19 protein-coding genes are annotated in these 22925 nt (G+C 42.9%); 11 read left to right on the forward strand and 8 right to left on the reverse strand.

The annotated features are described in order from the left end of the window. Positions 1–61 precede the first annotated feature (61 nt). From AC5590_RS14480 to AC5590_RS14495, 4 genes are all read left to right on the forward strand, one after another. Positions 62–1405, forward strand: a complete 1344-nt coding sequence (locus tag AC5590_RS14480; RefSeq protein ID WP_169264337.1) for an adenylosuccinate synthase — start codon at positions 62–64, stop codon at positions 1403–1405. Positions 1406–1486: 81 nt separating this feature from the next. Continuing rightward, positions 1487–2164 carry a 50S ribosomal protein L25/general stress protein Ctc gene (locus AC5590_RS14485; RefSeq protein ID WP_169264338.1) on the forward strand — a complete coding sequence of 226 codons (678 nt, stop codon included), beginning with the start codon at positions 1487–1489 and terminating at the stop codon, positions 2162–2164. Between the two features lie 94 nt (positions 2165–2258). Continuing rightward, positions 2259–3806 carry a bifunctional aminoglycoside phosphotransferase/ATP-binding protein gene (locus AC5590_RS14490; RefSeq protein WP_169264339.1) on the forward strand — a complete coding sequence of 516 codons (1548 nt, stop codon included), beginning with the start codon at positions 2259–2261 and terminating at the stop codon, positions 3804–3806. Between the two features lie 14 nt (positions 3807–3820). Further along, positions 3821–4318 (forward strand): hypothetical protein, encoded by a 498-nt coding sequence (locus tag AC5590_RS14495; RefSeq protein WP_169264340.1) that lies wholly within the window; start codon positions 3821–3823, stop codon positions 4316–4318. On the opposite strand, the gene AC5590_RS14500 is transcribed toward AC5590_RS14495, so the two are convergent. After that, positions 4299–4583: a hypothetical protein gene (locus AC5590_RS14500; protein WP_169264341.1), complete on the reverse strand. Its 285-nt coding sequence runs from the start codon at positions 4581–4583 to the stop codon at positions 4299–4301. The two genes, AC5590_RS14495 and AC5590_RS14500, sit on opposite strands and share 20 nt — an antisense overlap. Positions 4584–5091: 508 nt before the next feature. Further along, a complete protein-coding gene (locus tag AC5590_RS14505) occupies positions 5092–5481 on the reverse strand; it encodes a hypothetical protein (RefSeq protein WP_169264342.1) in 390 nt (129 codons plus the stop codon). Between the two features lie 863 nt (positions 5482–6344). Here AC5590_RS14505 and AC5590_RS14510 point away from each other — a divergent pair. Continuing rightward, entirely contained in the window at positions 6345–6914 is a 570-nt protein-coding gene (locus AC5590_RS14510; protein ID WP_246163390.1) for a M23 family metallopeptidase, read from the forward strand. A 106-nt stretch (positions 6915–7020) separates the two neighbouring features. Here AC5590_RS14510 and ftsH read toward each other — a convergent pair whose 3' ends face one another. After that, on the reverse strand, positions 7021–8925 hold the full coding sequence (gene ftsH / locus AC5590_RS14515; protein WP_169264343.1) for an ATP-dependent zinc metalloprotease FtsH: 1905 nt from the start codon (positions 8923–8925) through the stop codon (positions 7021–7023). 434 nt (positions 8926–9359) lie between these two features. Here ftsH and AC5590_RS14520 point away from each other — a divergent pair, with 434 nt between their 5' ends. After that, positions 9360–9905 carry an NADPH-dependent FMN reductase gene (locus AC5590_RS14520; RefSeq protein WP_169264344.1) on the forward strand — a complete coding sequence of 182 codons (546 nt, stop codon included), beginning with the start codon at positions 9360–9362 and terminating at the stop codon, positions 9903–9905. Between the two features lie 277 nt (positions 9906–10182). Here AC5590_RS14520 and AC5590_RS14525 read toward each other — a convergent pair whose 3' ends face one another. Together AC5590_RS14525 and AC5590_RS14530 are read right to left on the reverse strand one after the other, a co-directional pair. Next, positions 10183–11295: a glycosyltransferase family 4 protein gene (locus tag AC5590_RS14525; RefSeq protein ID WP_169264345.1), complete on the reverse strand. Its 1113-nt coding sequence runs from the start codon at positions 11293–11295 to the stop codon at positions 10183–10185. A 598-nt stretch (positions 11296–11893) separates the two neighbouring features. Further along, positions 11894–13015 carry a Gfo/Idh/MocA family protein gene (locus tag AC5590_RS14530; RefSeq protein WP_169264346.1) on the reverse strand — a complete coding sequence of 374 codons (1122 nt, stop codon included), beginning with the start codon at positions 13013–13015 and terminating at the stop codon, positions 11894–11896. 589 nt (positions 13016–13604) lie between these two features. Here AC5590_RS14530 and AC5590_RS14535 point away from each other — a divergent pair. Continuing rightward, positions 13605–14087: a hypothetical protein gene (locus AC5590_RS14535; protein ID WP_169264347.1), complete on the forward strand. Its 483-nt coding sequence runs from the start codon at positions 13605–13607 to the stop codon at positions 14085–14087. Between the two features lie 68 nt (positions 14088–14155). Here the strand turns inward: AC5590_RS14535 and AC5590_RS14540 are convergent, their stop codons facing one another. After that, positions 14156–15274: a ferrochelatase gene (locus AC5590_RS14540; RefSeq protein WP_169264348.1), complete on the reverse strand. Its 1119-nt coding sequence runs from the start codon at positions 15272–15274 to the stop codon at positions 14156–14158. A gap of 474 nt (positions 15275–15748) precedes the next feature. Between AC5590_RS14540 and AC5590_RS14545 the strand changes: the two genes are divergently transcribed. The 3 genes from AC5590_RS14545 (at position 15749) to ilvB (ending at position 19740) form a co-directional block, all read left to right on the forward strand. Next, complete coding sequence (locus tag AC5590_RS14545) at positions 15749–16321, forward strand: hypothetical protein (RefSeq protein WP_169264349.1); 573 nt, start codon at positions 15749–15751, stop codon at positions 16319–16321. 132 nt (positions 16322–16453) lie between these two features. Beyond that, complete coding sequence (locus tag AC5590_RS14550; protein ID WP_169264357.1) at positions 16454–17731, forward strand: MFS transporter; 1278 nt, start codon at positions 16454–16456, stop codon at positions 17729–17731. Between the two features lie 113 nt (positions 17732–17844). After that, complete coding sequence (gene ilvB, locus AC5590_RS14555; RefSeq protein ID WP_169264350.1) at positions 17845–19740, forward strand: biosynthetic-type acetolactate synthase large subunit; 1896 nt, start codon at positions 17845–17847, stop codon at positions 19738–19740. Between the two features lie 72 nt (positions 19741–19812). Here the strand turns inward: ilvB and AC5590_RS14560 are convergent, their stop codons facing one another. Further along, complete coding sequence (locus tag AC5590_RS14560; RefSeq protein ID WP_169264351.1) at positions 19813–20451, reverse strand: hypothetical protein; 639 nt, start codon at positions 20449–20451, stop codon at positions 19813–19815. 550 nt (positions 20452–21001) lie between these two features. On the opposite strand from AC5590_RS14560, the gene AC5590_RS14565 reads away from it, so the two are divergent. After that, positions 21002–21928 (forward strand): GNAT family N-acetyltransferase, encoded by a 927-nt coding sequence (locus tag AC5590_RS14565; RefSeq protein ID WP_169264352.1) that lies wholly within the window; start codon positions 21002–21004, stop codon positions 21926–21928. Between the two features lie 168 nt (positions 21929–22096). Here AC5590_RS14565 and AC5590_RS14570 read toward each other — a convergent pair whose 3' ends face one another. After that, on the reverse strand, positions 22097–22744 hold the full coding sequence (locus tag AC5590_RS14570; RefSeq protein ID WP_169264353.1) for a hypothetical protein: 648 nt from the start codon (positions 22742–22744) through the stop codon (positions 22097–22099). Between the last annotated feature and the right edge of the window lie 181 nt (positions 22745–22925).

Consider the following 22925-nt stretch of genomic DNA (forward strand, 5'->3'; position numbering starts at 1 on the left):
AAAGTGCATAAAAATTGCTATAAATAGTTTTTTGTGCAAACTTTAGAATTTTAATAAACACTTGGCTAACGTAATTGTTATAGGTGCCCAGTGGGGCGATGAAGGAAAAGGTAAAATAACAGACTTACTTAGTCGCTCCGCAGATGTTGTTGTACGTTACCAAGGGGGCGTCAATGCTGGACACACAATTGTAGTCAACGGTCAAACCTTCAAGCTGCACTTGATTCCCTCTGGTATTTTGTATCCAAAAACCGAGTGCATGATCGGCTGTGGAACAGTCATAGATCCACAGGTTTTAATCGCAGAACTTGACCAACTAGAAGCACTTGGTATTTCCACTCGCAATCTGCTGATTTCTGAGACGGCTCATGTTACGATGCCTTACCACCGATTGATTGACCAGGCATCGGAAGAGCGAAGAGGAAACCATAAAATTGGCACAACTGGTCGTGGAATTGGTCCAACCTATGCTGATAAATCAGAGCGGACTGGTATCAGGGTATTAGATTTGATGAACCCTGAGGGACTCCGTGAACAGTTGGAGTGGACAATCAATTATAAAAACGTCATTTTAGAAAAACTTTACAACTTGCCACTATTAGACCCCAAACAAGTGATTGACGAGTACTTGGGGTATGCGGAACGCCTGCGACCGTATGTTGTTGATACGTCCTTAAAAATATACGATGCAATTCAGAGGCGGCGCAATATTTTGTTTGAAGGAGCGCAAGGTACCCTTCTCGACTTGGATCATGGGACATACCCGTATGTGACTTCCTCTAACCCAGTGGCGGGTGGGGCTTGTGTTGGTACCGGATTAGGACCGACAATGATTGACCGAGTGATTGGGATAGCGAAGGCTTACACCACTCGGGTAGGCGAGGGACCTTTCCCCACAGAAATAGACGGGGAAATGGGAGAAGTCTTATGCACGCGTGGTGCTGAATTTGGGACAACCACCGGACGTAGGCGGCGTTGCGGCTGGTTTGATGCAGTCATCGGTCGCTATGCTGTCCGCATCAATGGTATGGATTGTCTAGCAATTACCAAACTTGATGTCCTCGACGAATTGGAGGAAATTCAAGTTTGTGTTGCTTACGAAATCGATGGGGAACGCAGCGAACACTTTCCTAGCAACGCCCGTAAATTTGCCCGGTGTCGTCCTATCTACAAAACCATGCCAGGATGGAGAACTTCAACAAGTGATTGCCGTACTTTAGAAGAATTGCCCAAGCAAGCGCTAGACTATTTGAAATTTTTGGCAGAATTAACAGAAGTGCCGATCGCAATTGTCTCCTTAGGAGCAAGCCGCGACCAAACTATCATTGTTGAAGACCCCATCCACGGTCCAAAACGTGGTTTATTGCACCAGGATGGTACACCTGCTTCGTTGCTGAGTGCTTAGAGCGAACAATACAGCCCAATGCCTTGTGCCCGTACTAAGTGATACTATCAAAATCTCAAATCTAAAATCTAAAAGCGAAAAATGCAGCTAACAGTCGATTGTCAGAAGCGACCAGAAGGCACTAAGCCCAATGCTTTGCGCCGTTCTGGAAAAATCCCCGCGCATTTGTACGGTCATAAAGGTACCGAAGCGATTTCTCTCGTCCTTGATGCTAAGGTTGTTGAACGCCTGCTCATCAAAGCTTCGGTTAATAATACTTTGATTGACCTTAATATTACTGATGTTCCTTGGCGGGGAAAAACCCTGCTACGGGAAGTTCAGTCTCATCCCGCAAAACGTACAACTTACCACCTGAGCTTTTTTGCCGTTGCAGGTCACGGTGACACAGATGTGGAAGTACCTGTGAGTTTTGTCGGAGAACCAGTAGGTGTGAAGCTAGAAAACGGTGTATTGGATACACAATTTACAGTCGTGTCGCTGCGTTGTGCACCGGAAAATATTCCGGAAGCGATTTCGGTTGACGTCTCCAATATGCACGTGGGAGATATTTTGTATGTTGACGCACTCAATTTACCTGAAAATGTGACATATTTGGGTGATTCTGAGCAGGCGATCGCTACAATTTTACCCCCACAAGTTGATGCTAAGGCTGAGGATGAGGCTGAGGCTGAGGCTGCGGCGGCTGAGGCGGCTGAGGCGGGTGAGACTGAAACTGAGGGTGAGGAACAGTCAGAATCGGCAACATCAGAACAAGCTTAAATTTGATATAGTTACGAAGAAGACCAGGGGGTTACCTCTGGTTTTTTTGTATCTTAGATTTTAACCGCCAAGACGCCAAGGACGCCAAGAAGAAATGACAGAAGTTTCTATTCCCCCTTTAATTCAGCAAATGTTGCAGCCTGAGTTTTATCCGCATCAGGTGAAGGAACCTATTGAATTGGTTCAGACGCATATTTCTTATGTGCTGTTGACTGGAGATTATGCATACAAAGTGAAAAAGCCGATGAATTTTGGCTTTTTGGATTATTCCACTTTAGAGAAGCGGGGACATTTTTGTCAGGAGGAGTTGCGTTTAAATCAGCGCGGTGCTGCGGAACTTTATTTGGAGGTGTTCCCGGTGACTCAAGTAGGGGAAAAGTACCAACTTGGAGGAACGGGAGAACCTGTGGAATATGTGTTGAAAATGCTCCAGTTCCCCACAGATGCGCTGTTTAGCAAAATGTTTGAGCAGGGTCGGTTAACTGAGGAACTTGTGGAAGAGTTGGGACGAGTCGTCGCTGAGTATCATGATACCAAAACAGTGACGAATGATTACATTCGCTCTTTTGGTGAGGTGTCCCAAATTCGGGCTGCGTTTGACGAAAATTACGAGCAAACGGAAAAATATATTAATGGTCCCCAGACGCAGAAGCAGTTTGAGGAAACAAAGCAAGACACAGATAAATTTTTTGCTGAACGTGGCGAACTCTTTAAGAAGAGAATTCAAAACAACTATGTTCGAGAATGCCACGGGGATTTGCACTTAGGCAATATTTGTTTGTGGCGTGATAAAATTTGGCTGTTTGACTGCATTGAGTTTAATGAGCCGTTTCGCTTTGTCGATGTGATGTTTGATGTTGCTTATGCTGTGATGGATTTGGAAGGTCAGCAACGTCCAGATTTGAGTAATGCTTATTTAAATACTTACCTTGAAGTGACTGGCGATTGGGAAGGGTTGCAGGTGTTGCCCATTTATTTAAGCCGTCAATCTTATGTTAGGGCAAAGGTGACTTCATTTTTATTAGATGACCCAAGTGTGCCTGCTTCTGTTAAGGAGGAAGTGAGCAAAAAAGCAGCTAATTATTATAAGCAGGCTTGGGAATATACGAAACCACGTCAGGGACGAGTGATTTTGATGTCCGGTTTGTCGGGTTCTGGTAAAAGTACAACAGCGCGATATTTAGCTCGTCAATTGGGGGCGATTCACGTTCGTTCGGATGCAGTGCGAAAACATTTGGCGGGAATTCCGTTGATGAAACGCGGTGGTGATGATTTGTACACACCCGAAATGACTGAGAAAACTTACACGCGGCTGTTGGAATTAGGAATTTTGTTGGCAAAAGCAGGTTATGTGGTGATTTTGGATGCCAAGTATGACAGACAGCAGTTACGTGAACAGGCGATCGCCGCTGCTGTTGAACATCAACTTCCCCTAGAAATTATCTCTTGCACAGCACCATCAGAAGTTTTGGAACAACGACTGAATAACCGTACTGGTGATATTGCTGATGCAACGGCTGATTTATTAGCGTCTCAACTTCAGCAAGCTGAACCCTTGACAGAAAAAGAAAAATCACTGGCTAAAATTGTGGATACAACTCAACCAATAGAGGCACAATTAAAGAATGTCATTCGCCAATAGGTAGGCTACATCTTATGGCACCACCAAAACTCAACTTTTCACCAAACTTCGTCACTCAAATCTTATTAGGGTTATTTTTTACACTTGTCTTTTTGAGTACTGGATACGATCCAGCCCTCAGTATTTTTCTAGGTGTATTGGGTGGTTTCGCCTTGGGCTGGGTGACAGCATCAACCAAAAGTGGACCCCAGTCATCTACAGTAGCGACCTCTGAGGGCGTTGACGCGGGCTTGAAGTATTGGTTATTTTTCTTACTTGGCTTTGTGTTCGCAGGGTATCAACCACCTATGAGTATTTTCTTGGGTGCGATCGCTGGTATAGGCGGCGGCTGGACGATTGCTTGGTGGCAAAGCAAGGAAGAATCAAGAACTCAACTACCACAGGAAGATCTAGAACAAACTGACGAAGCTGAAGTTTCTGGTGAAAAATCAAACAAACGCCAAGTTAAGAAAACCACTCGACGTTTTCGTCGTCGTCCTGGAAGTTTTAATTTCAAATTTTGGGAAAAATAGTCAGCAACTCCCGACTGTAAGTCGGGATTGCTGACAAGCCGAGTATTTTCTTCACTTCTTTGATGAATTGGCTCAGAATTTGAGGTAAGTTGTTGATTTCTCGCATCAGATCTTGAGGACTGAAACCAAAAAACATCAAGATAACGACGATAACTAAAATGGCGATCGCGGTACTGATCGCTGTTTGCAATAAACTGAGCAAAGCCCGGAAGACTATATACGCGACAAACAGTGCACCAATGAGAACTATGAGGTTTGTTGGCATGTTTTTGCCTGAATAAATCACAATTTTTAAGTATGGAAGCAATTGTTAACTTTGCACCTGATTCCTGCATAAGTTAACTTTGGTTTTATTTATACATTATAAAATTTGATCCTGCTGATTTTCTTTTTTTACACATACTTTGCTATATTTGTCAAACTATTAATATTAGCGCATTATCCATACTCTTTGATGAGTAGGAATACGCGTGTCAAAACAATGTTATTAGCATCTCATCTATAGTCAAACACTATTATTAACGACTCAAAAATCAGTTATAGCAGTTGCCAGGTAGATTAGGACACGAACTAATGAGAAAACACGGTCACCAAGAGACTTGAAAGTCTGTTAAGCGTTCCCTGCTATAAATAATATTGATTCTACTATGTAAAAATGCAAGGTGTGGAATGTGGTTTCCATGATGATCATTGCTGTCTTGCTTGCGTGCATGGACGTATTACACACAGAAATACGCTAACAAAACTTCGGTGATCGCTAAATTGTTTTGTTGCTATTTCCCAGAAGACTCCCCATCTCTTCGTCCTAATTCATACACGCCACAACCCATACAAGCAAGTATCCCCATGCTAATTGCCCAGCTCGAACCTAAACTAATTTGCACTCCCCAATTGAGTAGGGTACCAATGACCAGAAAGGGCAGGATACTGAAAACTGAGGCGTAAAAAGCATTTTGTGATTCTCTTGCCTTTCTTGTTTTTTCAAATTCTGATTGACTGATGTAGAGCGATCGCTCAGCAAAGTTAAACCAACGGTTCAATTGCAGTATCACCCATTCCCTGACTGGGGATAAACCAAGATACAGCGCCAAAGACCACAAAGTTGCTCCGGCGATCGCGATTTTATCTAACTCAAAGCCCAAAGGCAATATTTCAGTCAGCATGGCTTAGTGGAAGTCTTGTGGAGGGTGCATTTGGGAAGTTTAACCAATGATAACGATAAACCTAACAGCATTTTTACTTATTTGCAACTTTTTCACTATGACATTTTATTGTGCACAGGTTTACATTTTTATCCACTCAGTATATACGTAACCAAAAAAATGTCATTATCAATACTTTTCTTTTCTGGTTAATGATAACTAGCTACTTGAGCACTGAACTATCAACAAATCATCACTGCTCAAAGGCATCTAAAATGCTAATGAAATTAAAAAGTATTTTATGTTTTTGATTATCAAATAAATCAAGTAATTTTGATACCTGAAAAAATACTATTTTTGTAAATAACTTGACAGATCAATATTTTCAAGGTAGATATATTTCGATGAATCAGTAAAAAATATACGCTTTTTATCGTCGTGGTGCACAGGGTGAACCCACTCCAAAGCAAATGTCAATTCCTAATCAAAATTTCAATCTTTGATCCTGCTGAAATTTACATCAATTTATGGATATGTAGTAAGAGCTAGAGGATTAAAAAATGAGTAAGTGGCGACAAACAGTAGCACTTTCCGTAGTCAGTCTATCTATACTAGGATTAGGTGTTGTCAGCTTTATCACTCTATTGACCAAATTAAAATCAGTAGAAGCTGTAGAATTGAACTCCAAGCAGATAGCAACACCCAAGAATCGGTTAGCAGCCTCAATAGCCGTCGAAAATTTTCAGACGCCCAAGACAAAACCATCTGTGGAATTGAACTCCAAGCAGATAGCAACACCCAAGAATCGTTTAGCAGCCTCAATTGCTGTAGAACATTCTCAGACGCCCAAAACAAAACCATCTGTAGAATTAAACTCCAAGAAGATAGCAAGAGCTAACAATTGGTTAGCAGCGTCTTTTCCAGTAGAACATTTTCAGTCCTACACATCCGCATTTGGCTACCGTCGTTCTGCAACTGGCGGTTCTAATTTAGAATTTCACAGTGGCTTAGATATCGCCGCGCCACAAGGGAGTTACATTCGCAATTGGTGGACAGGTACGGTGATTAAGGTTGGCGATCGTAATGCTTGCGGAAGTTATATAGTCATTCAATCTGGCGAATGGGAACACACCTACTGTCACATGGAAGGACAAGTTGAAACTGTAGATAATCGCCGTTATCTAGTAGATAGAACAGGTGGAATTCAAATTGCAGAAGGTCAGCAACTAAGCGCTGGTATGAGAATTGGTCGAGTAGGAATGACCGGACGAACCACAGGTCCTCACGTTCATTGGGGACTCAAGTATGCTAAACAATATGTCGATCCAGCAATGGTTCTTCGAGAAATGTTCTCCCAGCAGCAAATTACTAGGAGTTCATCGCAGGGTTGGACTTCTCAACAGTCACAAGTCATCATTCAGGAATCAAAAGCTGTAGGAGATTCGGGATATTAAGTCAGTGAAGAGTTATCAGTTGTCAGTGAACAAACTACTGATAACTGATAACTCAATGCTGAGTCTTAAGTGAGAATGACTCAGCATTTAGAACTCAAGACTTCATCTAACCAGATACAACCAACTGTTGTTTCTTTGGCAGTTGAGTATATTCAGAGACAATTTTACGAAATTGCTCGCCCTCTATTGTTTCCTGTTCGACAAGCAAATCGACAAGGCGATCTAGCAAAGCTCTATTTTCACGAATAATTTGACGAGCTTTTCTATAGCAAACAACTGCCATTTCTCGCACTTGTCGGTCAATCTTAGTCGCCATTTCCTCTGAATATTCAGAGCGATTCATCCAATCTCGACCAAGAAAAACATCACTACTCTGATTTTCTAGAGCTACTAACCCTAACTCAGACATACCATACATAGTCACCATCTTACGAGCAAGGTTTGTTACAACTTTTAGGTCGTTGCTAGCTCCACCTGTGACCTCAGCTTCGCCAAATACCTCTATTTCTGCTGCCTTTCCTCCTAAAGTCATGATGATGTTATCGTGCAGCCAAGCTTTAGTATAAAGCCCACTGTCAATCATTTCTTCGTTGAGAATTTGCTGAGAAAAACCACCTACTCCACCAGAACGGGGAATAATTGTCACCTTATTTAAAGGATCAGCATTTTCCAGAAGTGTAGACAATAAAGCGTGTCCAATTTCATGATAGGCAATCAACCGCTTTTTCTTGCTATCCAGTAGTGGGTTAAGGGTCAGCCCAATTGTCAATCTATCAATAGCATCGTCTATTTCTAGCTGTGGGATACCATCTTTACGTCTACGTGCTGTCAGAATTGCTGCTTCATTGAGTAAGTTTGCTAAATCTGCTCCTGTAAAACCAGGGGTGCGGCGCGCAATAAGTTCCAAGGAAACGGATGGATCAACTTTCTTATTACGGGCATGGACTTTTAAAATTTCCAGACGACCTTTTCGATCTGGTGCATCTACAATCACTTGTCGGTCAAACCGTCCGGGTCGAAGCAACGCGGTATCCAGCACATCTGGACGGTTGGTGGCGGCAATTATAATAATACCAGTGTTACCTTCAAAACCATCCATTTCGGTGAGCAGTTGATTAAGGGTTTGTTCCCGTTCATCATTTCCACCACCGATACCTGCACCTCTTTGGCGTCCTACAGCGTCGATTTCATCGATAAATATCAGACAGGGAGCATTTTCTTTTGCTTTTTTGAATAAATCACGCACACGGGATGCGCCCACACCCACAAACATTTCTACAAACTCTGAGCCGGAAATACTGAAGAACGGTACGCCTGCTTCACCGGCTATCGCTTTAGCAAGCAGTGTTTTACCTGTTCCCGGAGGTCCCACTAACAGCACTCCTTTGGGAATGCGTGCGCCCACAGCAGTGAATTTTTCTGGTTGTTTGAGGAAAGTCACGACTTCTTGCAGTTCTTCCTTGGCTTCTTCAATACCTGCAACATCGTCAAATTTGATTCCAGTCTTTGCCTCCATCTGGAAACGAGCTCTGGTTTTTCCAAAGTTCATTGCTTGGCTAGAGGCATTACTAGAGCGGCGAAGGAACAATAACATCAAAGCAACTAGTGGCAAGATCCACATTAGGTTGAGCAAAAGTCCTACAGCCGCTTTACTATTGGCAGAGGGAGCCTCGCCAAAGTCAACATTCTTTTCTCTTAGTCTATTAATTAGCTCGCTGTTTTGTTCTAAAAGCCGCACCTGTATCGGTTGTTCACCTTGCTTTTGTCCGTTTAGATAAACCCTTGCTAGCTGGTCAGTTTCGTCAAGCTCTACTCTTTTGACTTCTTTATTGTCTATTTTCTTGATTAATTCACCATAAGATAGAGACTCTTGCTCTGCTTTTTGTGCTAATGCAGGAGTCCCCCCTAATATTCCTGGCAACATGATTAAACTGGCTGCTAGCGCTCCAGTCAAGGCAGCACGCTTTGCAGGCTGCTGTTTTCTCGATGTCTTTTTCTCAAAATTTTTCATAATAATTACCCTTTGCTTGCTGCTCTTAATTTCGAGCACTCGTTTTTATGCCTTTTCCTCTACCAAGAGTAGATATCAGGGGTGTCTAATTTTCTAGTGTAGCTTCCAAAAAAAGCAAACAATAAGTTTTTCCTTGCAATACCCAATAACTGCGTTAGACGCCTAATTAGATGCTCGTTGTTTCCTCACAGGTTAGACTATGACGCTCAAAAGCCTTTTGAAGTAGTACTTTTAGGTTTACATTTTATCTTTGTTATTTTTCTGGCTCTTTAGCATGGAATTGTCTGCCTATTGGAATTTGGCATATTACGTCACAAATAGCTATAATTAAATCATACTCGTAATGATTACATTTTGCAAACATATCAGTGTTTGAATGTCAATATACACTAAGGCAAAATTTGTAACTTAAAACACAATTTGAGGATTCAGTTATGGTAAGGATAGTAGGCATTGCTGGTAGCTTACGACCAGATTCTTATAGCCAATTGGCTTTAGAATTAGCAGCGCAAAAAACACAGGAACTAGGTGCAGAAGTAGAAGTTCTTGATTTGCGCAAAATGAACCTACCATTTTGTGATGGAGGGGACGATTATCCAGATTACCCAGATGTGAAAAGGCTACAAGATGCTTTTACACGTGCTGATGGTTTAATTTTGGTTACACCTGAATATCACGGTAGTGTAAGCGGTGTCCTGAAAAATGCTCTTGATTTAATGAGCTTTGACCATTTAGCAGGTAAAGTCGCAGGATTTATCAGCATTTTGGGTGGTCAATCTAATAACAATGCACTCAATGATTTGAGAGTAATCCTTAGATGGGTACACGCATGGTCTATTCCAGAGCAGGTAGCAATTGGGCAAGCCTGGAAAGCATTTAGCCCTGAAGGTAAGTTATTAGATGAGAAACTCTCTCAACGTCTCGAGCAATTTGCTCAGAGTTTAGTTGAGAACACACGGAAGTTACGAGGTGTTGATTAACTTATTTTTCGCCCACAAGCTTTCTTAACCCTGTCATTTGATTATTTTCTTGACTCAATGCTGCCTTAAAGTCAATTTTACAGCGCTTTTAGAGTTTGGGTAAAGCTGCGTAAATTCGGGCAATCCTCCGGGGAAGACCGATGGCGCTCTTGCAAACGCTATTGGTCTGGAGACGCTACTTTGAACACGCTTGTTCTGGTGAGGTGACGCGTGCTGTATTTGAATTTTTGAGTGGTGATAGCGTCACCAAGCACTGAACCTATTCGTTAGATGCTCGCTATTTTTTATACGATTGCCCAGATTTAGCGTGCGTAAAAATGTAAGGGCCGGATTGCTGCGAATGTCCGTTACTGCGAGCAAACCGTTGCGTCAGAATCTTATGATAAGCTGCTTCATAGCCCTCAGCCATATTCTGAACACTGAAACGATTCCAGACATACTCCCGACACTCAGAGCGGTCTAATCCTGCAACCTTGCTCACAGCACTCACGCATTCTTCAACGCTGTTGCAGAGAAAACCTGTTTTAGCCTCAGCAATGACCTCTTTTGTAGACCCTAGGTTCATCGCAATCACTGGAGTACCAGATGCCATTGATTCAATCATAACCAACCCGAACGGTTCTCGCCAAGTAATCGGGAATAGGGTTGCTACCGCACCTCCCATCAAAGCATTTTTTTGCCTATGGTTGGCTTCACCCAAATATTCAATTTGCTTACCATCAATCAAAGGTTTGATTTCTTTTTCAAAGTATCCCATATCAACGACATCCACCTTACCCGCCATCTTCAAGCGCCAGCCTGCTTGTTTGGCAATTTCTATCGCCAAGTGCGTTCCTTTCTCTGGAGAAATTCGACCTAGAAACGCCAAATATGGCGGGTCATCAGGTTGGGGATAAAATTTATAACTGCTAACATCAATCCCGTTATAAACTGTTGCTACATAATTCAGCCCTAACCTTTCTTCTCTTTGTGCATCAGAAATACTAACGTAAGGCTGATTTTTTGCGTATTGAAACATCTTTTCGTTGTCAGGAGTAAAAATTCCGTGCAACGTGTGAATAGTCGGCGTCTTTACCAGACTAGCGTAGCTTAAGGTGATACATCCTATGTGAGAATGAATAATATCAAATTCGTTAGCTTGCTCATATATTCGACCTAAATGCAGCATATCGTATATGCCGTATTCTTTCACAGTTTTATCAAGTCGTAGAGCACGAGGATGAACGGATTCTAGCTTTGCCAAACTGATAGAATCTCCTGATGCAAATAACGTCACTTCATGTCCACGTTTGAGTAATTCATCAGTTAAAAGTCCAACAACTAATTCTATACCGCCATAAGTTGTAGGTGGCACTCTTTCCCAGAGTGGAGCTACTTGAGCAATTCGCATAAAAACCCTCCCAAAAAGTTAAGTTTTAAATGGAAAGTGGATACTCTCTTATCCAATGAAAGATTTCCAGATACTCAAATGTGTGAGAACTAAGTTGGTGGACAAAGTATAGAATTAATTTAATAATAAGTTTAGATGTATGTTTAAATTTTTTATGTCTATCCTAGGTAGAGAAGTTATTCTTTGAGTCCACAAATATATCTTTGTGATTAATCAAAATTATAATTAAAAAATAATTTATTTCTCTTGATTGATGAAACTTTAGAGAAAAACTGAGATTTATTGTCACTTGCATTCAAACTTCAAAAAGAATATAACAAAAGAAATAGATATAGCAGTCCTAAATGATTTGTAAATATTGAGTTAAGACTCTTGACGTTGAGTGTTGAGTGTCAACTGTTAACAGGAGCCAGCGCGAATATATGAAGGCTTCCTGACCTAGGCGTCTGGCGTTCAACAGTCAAAACCAACTGTTCACAACTCAGATAGGATTGCTATATAAAGTCATTACTGCAAGCAGCGATCGCCCTTGGCGCGCCCTAAAGGGGTGGGCATTCCCTCTCATCGCCCTTGTTTGCTTGAGAAGAGAGTGAAGTATTTACGACTGACCTGAGGGGTCTGCTGCGTTAACAAATTCTGGGTGTTCACTCTCTGGACACTGAATGACTTGGTCTGAGTTTGGTCTGTGTTGTCGCTTGAATTCACCCAATTGCACAGGCTGACCTGTTTGTGCTGATTGATTGATTGCACGAATAATGCGAACATCAGCTAACCCTTCTTCTCCAGAAGGTTCTGGATCTTTATCTAGGATCACGCAATCTGAAAAGTAAATAATTTCTGCTGCAAACTGGTCTCCAGCAGGAAAAGATTGTTCCTGCGTTTCATCATTGATGGTAACTTGTTGCTTCAATTCGCCTTGATAAGAGTATGCAGAATCCATCCGCAAGTCGCCTTTTGTACCTACAACCTGAAAAGTAGAAACTGGTGCCCCGCCAAAGCTAGAGATAAATATTGCCACTCTCTCTCCAGGAAAACGCACTAGGGCGCTGGTCATTTCGTCGGCTTTCTCAAAACGCTTTTCTCCAATGCTTGCGCTTAGGGCAACAACTTCAGTGGGTTCATCTTGAAATAGATAGCGGGCAGCATTGATGCAGTATGTCCCCATGTCGTAAACGGAACCACCACCATTGGAGATTGGTTCTTTTAACCGCACGTTATCTCCAACAACTTGTTGAGAAAATACGGAGTTAAAGATGCGGGGGTTACCAATTTTGCCTGAATTAACAATTTCTACTGCCAGCATGTTTGCTTTATCAAAATGCAGACGGTAGGCAATCATTAGTTTGACCTTGTTTTCAAGGCAAGCGCGAATCATCTCCTCACACTCTTGTTCTGTCACAGCCATTGGCTTTTCGCAAAGCACATGAACACCAGCTTTTGCCGCCCGCACAGTATAATCACAGTGGAGATGGTTAGGCAAGGCGATGTAAACTGCATCTATTTCACCACTTTTAAGGTAGTTGTCATACTCTTCGTAAGAGTAAGTTTTTACTCCATAATGCTTGCCAAGTTTTTGACGCTTGATTGGATCTCCTGAAAACAAGGCAACCAGTTGTGAATTTTCGGTGTGAGCAAAAGCAGGTAAGACGTCTTCTTGGGCAATCCAACCCAGTCCTACAACCGCGTAGCGAATTTTACGCTTGGCGTTTGTCACTGTCATTAATCAACCTCCTAATGTAGTTATTTTTTCTAGAGTGTAGGGATTTGAATTCCCTTTACTTTTGTACAGTGCAAGGAAGTGCGGCTGTGCATCCTTACACCTCTTATTTTTTTAACAATCTTGAATTATTTGTCCTGCAATCCAATCTGTTCTCTATGACTTTGAGGATAGAAATTAATGACTTTTGCTCCATCCTTCTGGCGACACAGAGGTAGCAGATTTTTTCTACGCAGGGCATAGGTCATCCCCAAAGGATGGAGGGTAGACCCCGGAGGGGGCTTCTTGAAAGGTAGCAATTGCAAGAATCGTAGTTTTATGTTTTTTTATATTGATCTACTTACAAAGAAAAAACATAAGATATAATTTTTGACTATAGGATTCCTACTTGATTTTTGAAGAGAATTCAGTACAGTTTATGTTCAGCGTTCCTTACCTCAACGAGTTCGTGTGGCTAGCGGGTGCTGTCACGGCTAGCACCGCTATCGAGCGTCGTCTGGTGTAAGAGATACGCCACGAAGCGCGAACAGAAACCAAACCGGATTCCTATATATAAGTTTCATCATTAAACACTTCTATTTTATTTGTAAGAATGAAAAAAGCTTTTAGTTTCTACGGGATTATTCTCGGATCAGTTTTGCTAAGTATGGTCTTGAGTTTTACGTCAGGGAAAATTTTGGCACAAACTGAAAACTCTGAAGTTAGTGGAGGTAAGGCGGTTATCGAAAATTCTGCCTCAACGAATACCTGCCCTTACACAATTTCTGTTTTACCTGGTGGAGCAGCAACTTACACTGTTTGTAACAAAACGGGCAAGGGTGAAGTTTCATCTGGGCTAAGTAAGAGATTTTTTGAGGATATAAAAACTGCCCAGCCACTAGAAAATGTACCATTTACCCCTTGTGTGAAAAGTGCGTCGTTCGGTACAACGACTAAAGTGAAGTATAAAGAACAAACGTCTCCTGATATTAGTTGTCCTAGTTTTGATTCTAGAGTTACAGACTTATATGAGGATACAATCAAAATTCAGCAACAGTTAGGTTTTTCAACAAAGAGAATAAGTACCTCAACCTAATTAAACTTAAAATGTCATTCGTGCAAAGAGCACCAGTAGGGTGGGCAACATGTTGCCCACCCTACACCTTAATGATGATGGTGATGATGATGTGCAACGGATAACTGCGGATTAATTGCCACAGTTTCTTCTGACAACAACTCGTTAATATGAGCATTTGCCCACTGGGCTGCCATGTATAAGAACTCAGGATCGTCGTTAACGCAAGGCATCTGCACGTAGTTTACATCAGAATGCTTTTTCTCTAAGGCATGAATGATGTGGTGTACATCCAGTAGAGTTTCATGGTTTTCTGTCGCAAAACCAATCGGCATAAATACAATTGCTTTGGCACCTAATTGAATCAGGTTTTTTGCTGCTTGTTGAGCATTTGGCAGCGTCCATTCAATCAAGGGTGTGTCATGGTTGAGCCATCCGACAGAAATCAGAGGGTAGCGGTAGATTAACTTGTCGCGGACTAAGTCGTAGAGTATCTGACTTTCGGTAATCCCAGAGGTGAATCCTTTGGCTTTATGGGGACAACCGTGGTTCATCAGCACAATGCCAATTTGAGAAGGTAGGTAAGCACTGGCTAAGTCAGCTGTAATTTTCTCTTCGACTAGATGCGCCATCAAGTCGATGTAAGCTGGTTCATTGTAGAACGAGGGGATGTAGCGCAGTCCTTTCACCCAATGCTCATCACCCTCTGCTATCTCGGATAAAGCGTTGTTGACTTGTTCTATAGCAATACCGCTGGTGAAGATGGAATCTACAACAAGCAGTGGGTAGATGAGTATTTTGTCAAAACCTTGATTTTTGATTTCTGCCAGGACTTGTTTGGGTAGGAAGGGAGCGCAAAAGTTGAAGGCTTTAAAAACTTGAACACCTTCACCCCACTTGGCTTGTAGGTCTTTTTCAATGCCAGCACGTTGTTTTTCAAAAATAGCGTTGTGTGGAGAAATAAAATCATGGTGCTGATGTCCCCACTCATGACGGTCAAATAATGCCAAAAGCTTTGCCAAGGGAGGATACACCCAAGTAGGGACGGGTGCAAATTTTGCTGTCAGGAGATTTAAGGCTTGTTCATTATAGTTAGCGAAATCTTCGTAGCTTTCGACTTCACCGTAACCCATGAGTAATACTGCTACTCGTTGTTGACTGGGCGATCGCTCATGCGTTGAATCTAGTTTTTCTGGTGTAGCAACCACAATTGTTCCTCAATACAACTTCAAAAGTTCTGAGTACCTAAGCAATGAGTCCTTTGATGATTTCCACTTCAATCTTGGTACTCATGGTTCAGCACCCTTAGGTCTTGTTGTTTTCCATACTCGTCAAATTTTATCCTATCCAGGGGGATAGGATAAAAAAGTAAATATGAGTTGTAGTTATCATGACTACCCTCTATTTACTACCGAAGATAGAAACACAACAATGACTAAAAATGACTTTAGAGGCTTGACATATACTTGTTCCGCAAATTGTGTAGCGCTTGATAGACTGGGATTGATATGTTGAGTTGTTAATTATAAGGACGACTTACCGCTTTGCTGAATTCAAACAGGTTGAATCTTTTTTTGAATATTGCAAACCGTTACATATACGAGAAAGTATGGTTATTAATGTTTTCTTTATAACTAGTATCTATACATAGCTAGAGGAAAAAGCTGCTAATAGAAGAAGAGATGAGTATAATTATTTGCCCTGGAATTCATGAGTCACTTTTCACTCAATGTTTTGTATCAGGGTGGATAGACCAACTTACAGATGAAGCCAAAAAGAAAAAAGCAGTAGATGTACTGATGTTTCCTGGTGAGGGTGGTTTAGCTTTATCAGGATTTCATTTATGGCAATTTTTACACAAACACTTGCAGGATAGGATAGAATCGCCGGTTGTATTCATTAGCTTTAGTGCTGGTGTTGTTGGGGCGATACTCGCTGCTCATAAATGGCAAGAAATTGGCGGTTATGTCAAAGCTTTTATTGCTATAGATGGATGGGGAGTTCCTATGTGGGGAAATTTTCCGATCCATCGGATGAGTCATGATTATTTCACCCACTGGAGTTCTTCTATGCTGGGAAGTGGGCAGAATAACTTTTGTGCAGATCCGCCGGTTGACCATCTGCAAATGTGGCGATCGCCCCAAAGTGTTCAGGGCTACTGTTTAGACTCTTGTTTTAGCGAATCACCGCCAAAACAGCGTCTGAGTGCGGCTGAGTTTTTGCACTTGCTTTTAAAGCATTATGAAGATAACTAGTCCGGAAAACAGATTTACCAAGTAGGAATGAGTAATGGAAGATGAGGGGTAATGGGAGTCATCAGTTCCCCTGCTTCCCCACTTCCTTTACTCCTCCCTGACGATGACGAGTTGCTATCTCAAAAGATTCTAATGTTTCCAACTGAACCTGCTGCTGTTAATAAAGGGTTTACTGCGATTCTCAAAAACCGTGGTTTTATGCTGCTGTGGATTGGGCAATTGGTATCCCAATTAGCAGATAAAGTCTTTCTTGTTTTGATAATTGCTCTGCTTGAGAACTACCCAGCCCCTGCTGGATTAGCGCAAAACTCAAAGTACTCGACGTTGATGGTGGCGTTTACAGTACCAGCAGTCTTATTTGGTTCTGCGGGTGGTATCTTTGTTGACCGCTTCCCAAAAAAACTCATTATGGTTGGCTCTGATATCGTGCGCGGGCTATTAACGCTGTGTATTCCTTTTTTGCCACGAGAGTTTGTTATTCTGCTGATCGTAACTTTTGCCATCTCCACTGTGACGCAGTTTTTTGCACCCGCTGAGCAAGCTGCTATTCCGCAGTTGGTTAAAAAAGAAAATTTGATGGCAGCCAATGCGCTGTTTAGCAGCACAATGATGGGAGCTTTAATTGTTGGCTTTGCTGTGGGGGAGCCAATCTTAAGTTGGGCGAAAAACTCAATAGGAGCAAGATATGGTCAAGAACTGATCGTAGCAGGATTGTACCTGTTGTCTGCGGGCGTCATGCAACCCATTAATTTTAGAGACAAGGTATCTTTTGACAACAATCAACCAGCCATCAATGCTTGGGCTGACTTTAAAGAGGGTTTGCGTTATCTCAAGAAAAACCGTCTTGTGTTGAATGCTATGCTGCAACTGACGACATTATACTGTGTGTTTGCAGCATTAACAGTACTGGCTATCAGATTAGCAACAAAGTTTGGCTTAGAAGAAAAACAATTTGGCTTTTTCTTGGCAGCAGCTGGGATAGGTATGGTTTTGGGAGCAGCGATTTTAGGTAACTGGGGTGAAAAAGTTCAGCGCAAGCCCTTACCCCTAATTGGGTTTTTAATTATGGCGCTGGTTTTAGGAGTGTTCAGTTTTACTAACAACTTGCTCTTAGCTTTAGCACTTTGTGCATTGTTGGGTATAGGCGCGGCTTTCATTGGGGTACCAATGCAAACTCTGATTCAACAACAAACACCACCCACAATGCATGGTAAAGTGTTTGGGTTTCAAAATCATGCCGTGAACATAGCCCTCTCAGTACCACTGGCAATCACTGGCCCACTCACTGATGCTCTTGGGTCGCATGGGTTAAGAATTGTGCTTGTGGGAATGAGTATTGTCGTGATGATTGTAGGCGTTTGGGCTTGGCAAAACAGTCGTCGAGTATTGCGAGACATTTTTCTAAAATGAATTTTCTACTTTTTACAGCAAATTTTGTCGCCATTGTACTAAGCTTTTAAACTAAAATGAAGTTTTAACTACAAAGAGTTAGCATTAACTTAGCTATTGCGTGAGGTTTGACTGTGCGTTCGCCTTCTCAAATTAGTCTCCCACAAACCGAAAATCAGAGCATCTCCAACATTTTGATCTCGCCCGTCGTGACGCCCAGGCGTGCATCAGGTGGTTTTGCTTTGCTTGATAGTCTCCAGCGACACGGCGTTGAGTATATTTTTGGTTATCCTGGTGGTGCAATCCTGCCGATTTACGACGATCTGTACAAAGTAGAAGCTGCAGGTGGTGAGATTAAGCACATTTTGGTAAGACACGAACAAGGTGCAGCACACGCCGCCGATGGTTATGCCCGTGCTACGGGGAAGGTAGGAGTGTGCTTTGGAACTTCAGGTCCTGGGGCGACGAATCTAGTGACGGGTATCGCCACCGCCTATATGGACTCAATCCCGATGGTTATTGTCACCGGACAGGTCTCACGGGCGGTTATCGGTACGGACGCGTTCCAAGAAACTGATATTTACGGAATTACCCTACCAATCGTCAAGCACTCCTATGTGGTGCGTGACGTTAAAGATATGGCGCGAATTGTTGCTGAAGCCTTCCACATCGCTAGCACTGGACGTCCGGGACCTGTTTTGATTGATGTTCCCAAGGATGTGGCGCTTGAAGAATTTGACTATCTGCCTGTGGAACCTGGAAAAGTGAAGTTACCAGGGTATCGTCCCACGGTGAAGGGTAATCCACGGCAGGTTTGTGCAGCAATACAATTAATCCGTGAAAGTCGCCGTCCGTTGTTGTATGTGGGTGGAGGTGCGATCGCCTCTAATGCCCACGAAGAAGTAAAACAATTGGCAGAAATGTTTAATATCCCCGTCAGCACAACGTTGATGGGTATCGGTGCTTTTGACGAACATCATCCCCTTTCTGTAGGAATGCTGGGAATGCACGGCACCGCATACGCTAACTTTGCTGTCACAGATTGTGATTTGCTGATTTGTGTCGGTGCAAGATTTGATGACCGCGTTACAAGTAAGTTGGATGAATTCGCTACCCGTGCTAAGGTCATTCACATTGATATCGATCCTGCAGAGGTAGGTAAGAACCGCGTTCCAGACGTACCTATCGTTGGTGATGTACGGAAAGTACTGACTGATTTGTTACGTCGCTGTCAGCAAACAGGTGTCAACACCATACCCAGCCAAACCCAAGAATGGCTGAACCTGATCAACCGCTGGAAGGAAGAATATCCTCTGGAGGTGCCACACCATGCTGACAGTATCTCACCGCAAGAGGTGATTGTAGAAATTGGTCGCCAAGCACCCGACGCCTATTACACAACAGATGTTGGTCAACATCAAATGTGGGCAGCACAATTCCTCAACAATGGTCCACGGCGCTGGATTTCCAGTGGTGGTTTGGGAACGATGGGTTTCGGTTTACCCGCAGCAATAGGCGCGAAGGTGGGGGTTCCGGATCAAGAAGTCATCTGTATTAGCGGTGATGCCAGTTTCCAAATGAATTTACAGGAACTGGGAACAGCCGCACAATATGGTATCAATGTCAAGACAGTTATCCTAAACAACGGCTGGCAGGGAATGGTGCGCCAATGGCAACAAGCCTTCTACGGCGAGCGTTACTCCTGCTCGAATATGGAAGTGGGAATGCCAGATATTGAGTTTTTGGCAAAGGCGTATGGCATCAAGGGCATGGTGATCACAAGCCGAGAGGAGTTGAAAGATGCGATCGCCGAAATGCTAGCACACCCTGGTCCAGTTATCGTCAATGTCCACGTGACCAGAGACGAAAACTGTTACCCAATGATCGCTCCTGGAAAGAGCAACGCTCAGATGATTGGCTTACCACGTCAGCCACAGAAAGCTTCGCTAGAGCCAGTTTTCTGCAACAACTGCGGTGCGAAAAACCTGCCGAATAATAACTTCTGCCCTGAGTGCGGTACGAAGTTGTAGAGCGATCGTGGTTCAAGAATAATTGTGTAGGGTGGGCAATGCTCACCCTTATATTTGCAACGTTTTGACCTCTCAATGAGCAGCGATTGCTACATCATCATGTGATTTGAAAGCAGCAGACAAGCTACAGTAGCTTTCCGCCCAGTTGCCCAAATGTTCAAAGCCCAACCTCAACAATTTATCACTGCCGAAAGCAACAGCACCTGTACCACCCACAAGAAGTGCGCCCATAACAAGTGGACCTCCAACTGCTGATGTGACAACTGCAGTTGCGGCTGCTCCCGCAACGCTACTACCCATCATTCCAGCTAGTGCAGTTGTTAGACCGCCTAATCCCAACTGAGAAACGGCTGATGCGGTTCCGGCATAACCAGCCAACGCCCCCGCACCTGCGGTAGAAGCAGATGCAACCGCCTTAGTAATTGTGAAGGTTGAGATTGCTCCTTTCTCAATCGCTTCCCAAGTCGAATTATCAGTGCCCGTTAACTTATCGGAGTAAGCCCTACAAATCGTTTCCGGCGTTATTTCCAGAAAGTTTTTTGCATCTTTAACAAGCTGCTTATTGAATAGGAGTTTCTCAATATACTTTGGCGATATAAAGTCCAAAGGAGTAGAAGCAAATGCAGGTGCTGCTGAAGTAAAGCTCAGATGAAGTGTGATTATCAGAGCAATCAGGAATACAGATAAGATTCTTTTTAACCAATTAAACATAGTTCATTACACTTTGAGTAAGATCGATAACCTTCGTACAGTACCCATAAATGGGGATCGTAAATATTGAGGGTTGACGTTGAGTTTCCTTGCATCAAACGGACTACTTTCTACCCTGCGGGAAGCTGCCCAGAGGCGTCTACAACCGGGGGAAGGGAACCCTGCGCAGAAGTGTCCTCCCTAACCTACGATGATTTTTACTGTTTCATCGGTTACCGATGCAGTTATTCTCAATGACGTAAAGTGTGTGCGTTTTGTTGCCAAAGTACTTAGTATTTTTTTGCGTATTTTATCATAGACATTTAATGTAGAGCACGTAAATATAATGTCTCTACAACATAGGTGGGTATTAACAGCGGATTTAGTATTACAACTGAGGATTCATCACTTACAGGGGTTTTCTCTAAGGTGGGCAATGCTCACCCTGTGTTATTATTGAGGAAATGGTAGATTCCTCTACCGACCATCATTATATTTATACTCAGGGGGTGATACCTATGATGACTTTCAGCAAACAAGTAACTATCGCTACAGTCTTAGGAGATTCATCATGGATATTCGCCCTATTCGCCGCGAGGAACTGGAAGTCTTCGCTAATTTCAGTGAACAAGCTGATCTAAACGAGCATTTTCTCAATTATTTGAGAGATATGTGGGATGAAGGCTACGTTCGCCCGGAGTGGTGCTTTGTCGCTGAAGAAGCAGGAGAGTTCGTCGGGCGTATTGTTTACTGGAGTTTACCATCACTCGGCAAGCCTTTCATTTGTGATTTTTTGGAACTCCCTTGGAACGCCAACTATCTTGCAGTCGGCACACAGCTTTTACAACAAAGCTTGACACAGTTGCAGCTTCATGATAGTGACAGTATGGAGTATCAACTCGATATTCCATCACCCTACTCCACATACCTTGAGAAACGAATTGAGCTGTTGGAAAAGTTTGGATTCTCTCTAAATAGAGAAACGATTCGCTTTGAGTGGAAAGATACTCAGACTCAGATAACGCTATCAAATCGGCTGACTTTCCGTTCGCTTAATCAGGTTGGTGAAGATGCTTTCATTCACGGCATCATGCAAGTGTCGTCACAAACTCTGGATCGTTCCATCTTGCATGACCAGGCTAAACTAGGTTTAGAGCAAGAAGCACTGGAACGCTTTCATACGTCGAAGGCTCTCAAGTACAACCCGACGTGGTGGCAACTAGCTTACACCCAGGACGAAACTCTTGTAGGTTTAATTATGCCAGCAGAAAACGACGGTGGAGCTATCATTGGGTTTATTGGTGTAGTTCCAGAACACCGGGGACAAGGCTACGTCAATGATTTGCTACAGCAGGGAACTCTCACCCTTAAGTCCAACGGTGCTGTACGCATCCGTAGCGACGCCGACACTGTGAATGTACCAATGGTTCACGCCTTTCAACGTGCTGGATATAGACAGTTTGCCTCAAGACGAGAATACCGCTATTCGATGAAGTAAAACTACTGAGTTTTCAGTTCTGAGTTGTGAGTATCTACGTCTTACAACTCAGGACTCATCACTTACAGCAGTTTTCACCTAAATGAACCACACCGTTTGTAGAGGTGCAATGTCATTCACTCCCACGACTGTGGTCTATTTACCTGGAAATGGCTGTAAGACTCAGGACTAATTAGAAACTGGCACATTTTTAAATGCCGCAGTATCTGGAACAAAAACGTCTATGCTGTTAACACCTTCAGGAATTCTTAACCAGACATAAGCATCAGCTGAAGCTTGAGGACGCAAAGAAGATAGATCAACACTACCCGTTGAGCGTTTGACGTCAACTCCTTTATAAGTCTCGCTTGTGTCAGGATTACGTGCTGTTGTGCTGTAGACTCCTACAGATTCACCAGGATTAATTCCATCTGTAGCAAGCCGACGGATACGCATCTGCAGATTCACGACATCACGGTTTCTTGTTTCTGGATCTTTAATCCGGTTAAGCGATAGTAACTCTACTTCTGCTTTCTTTCCAAAGGAAGGTTGTACAAATTCACCAGGTTTAATCGCACTTCCAGCGGAGGCTGTTGATTGTGCTGTTGTGGTTGGAGATGAAGACGCAGGCGCTTCTGGTGACTTAGATGTGGTGTTGGGAGCAGCAGTAGTTTCTGAACTGGAAGTTTTTAGGGTAGAAGTGGTGGCGTTCCTATTACCAGCACTTGCAACATTCAACGTCTGTTGTAGGGTGAAAACTTGGTAAGCCGTATAGCCACTGCATAATAAAGCCAAAGTCGAGAGTAAGACAGCGACACTAGATAAGAATGTACTCACACCAGAACCTCTATTTTGTATCTCTACATATACAAGTTTGTCAATCTATCGATTTTGTCATGCTGTGAGTAAATTTGGGTAATCAGTTGCTAATCTTTAAAAATTTAGTAAAGTACAAAACCTCACCCCCAACCCCTCTCCTTAGTAAGGAGAGGGGAGCGTTTGCGCCAGCAAATGCGGG

This window comes from Brasilonema octagenarum UFV-OR1 (assembly GCF_963888615.1).
GTDB lineage: Bacteria > Cyanobacteriota > Cyanobacteriia > Cyanobacteriales > Nostocaceae > Brasilonema > Brasilonema sennae.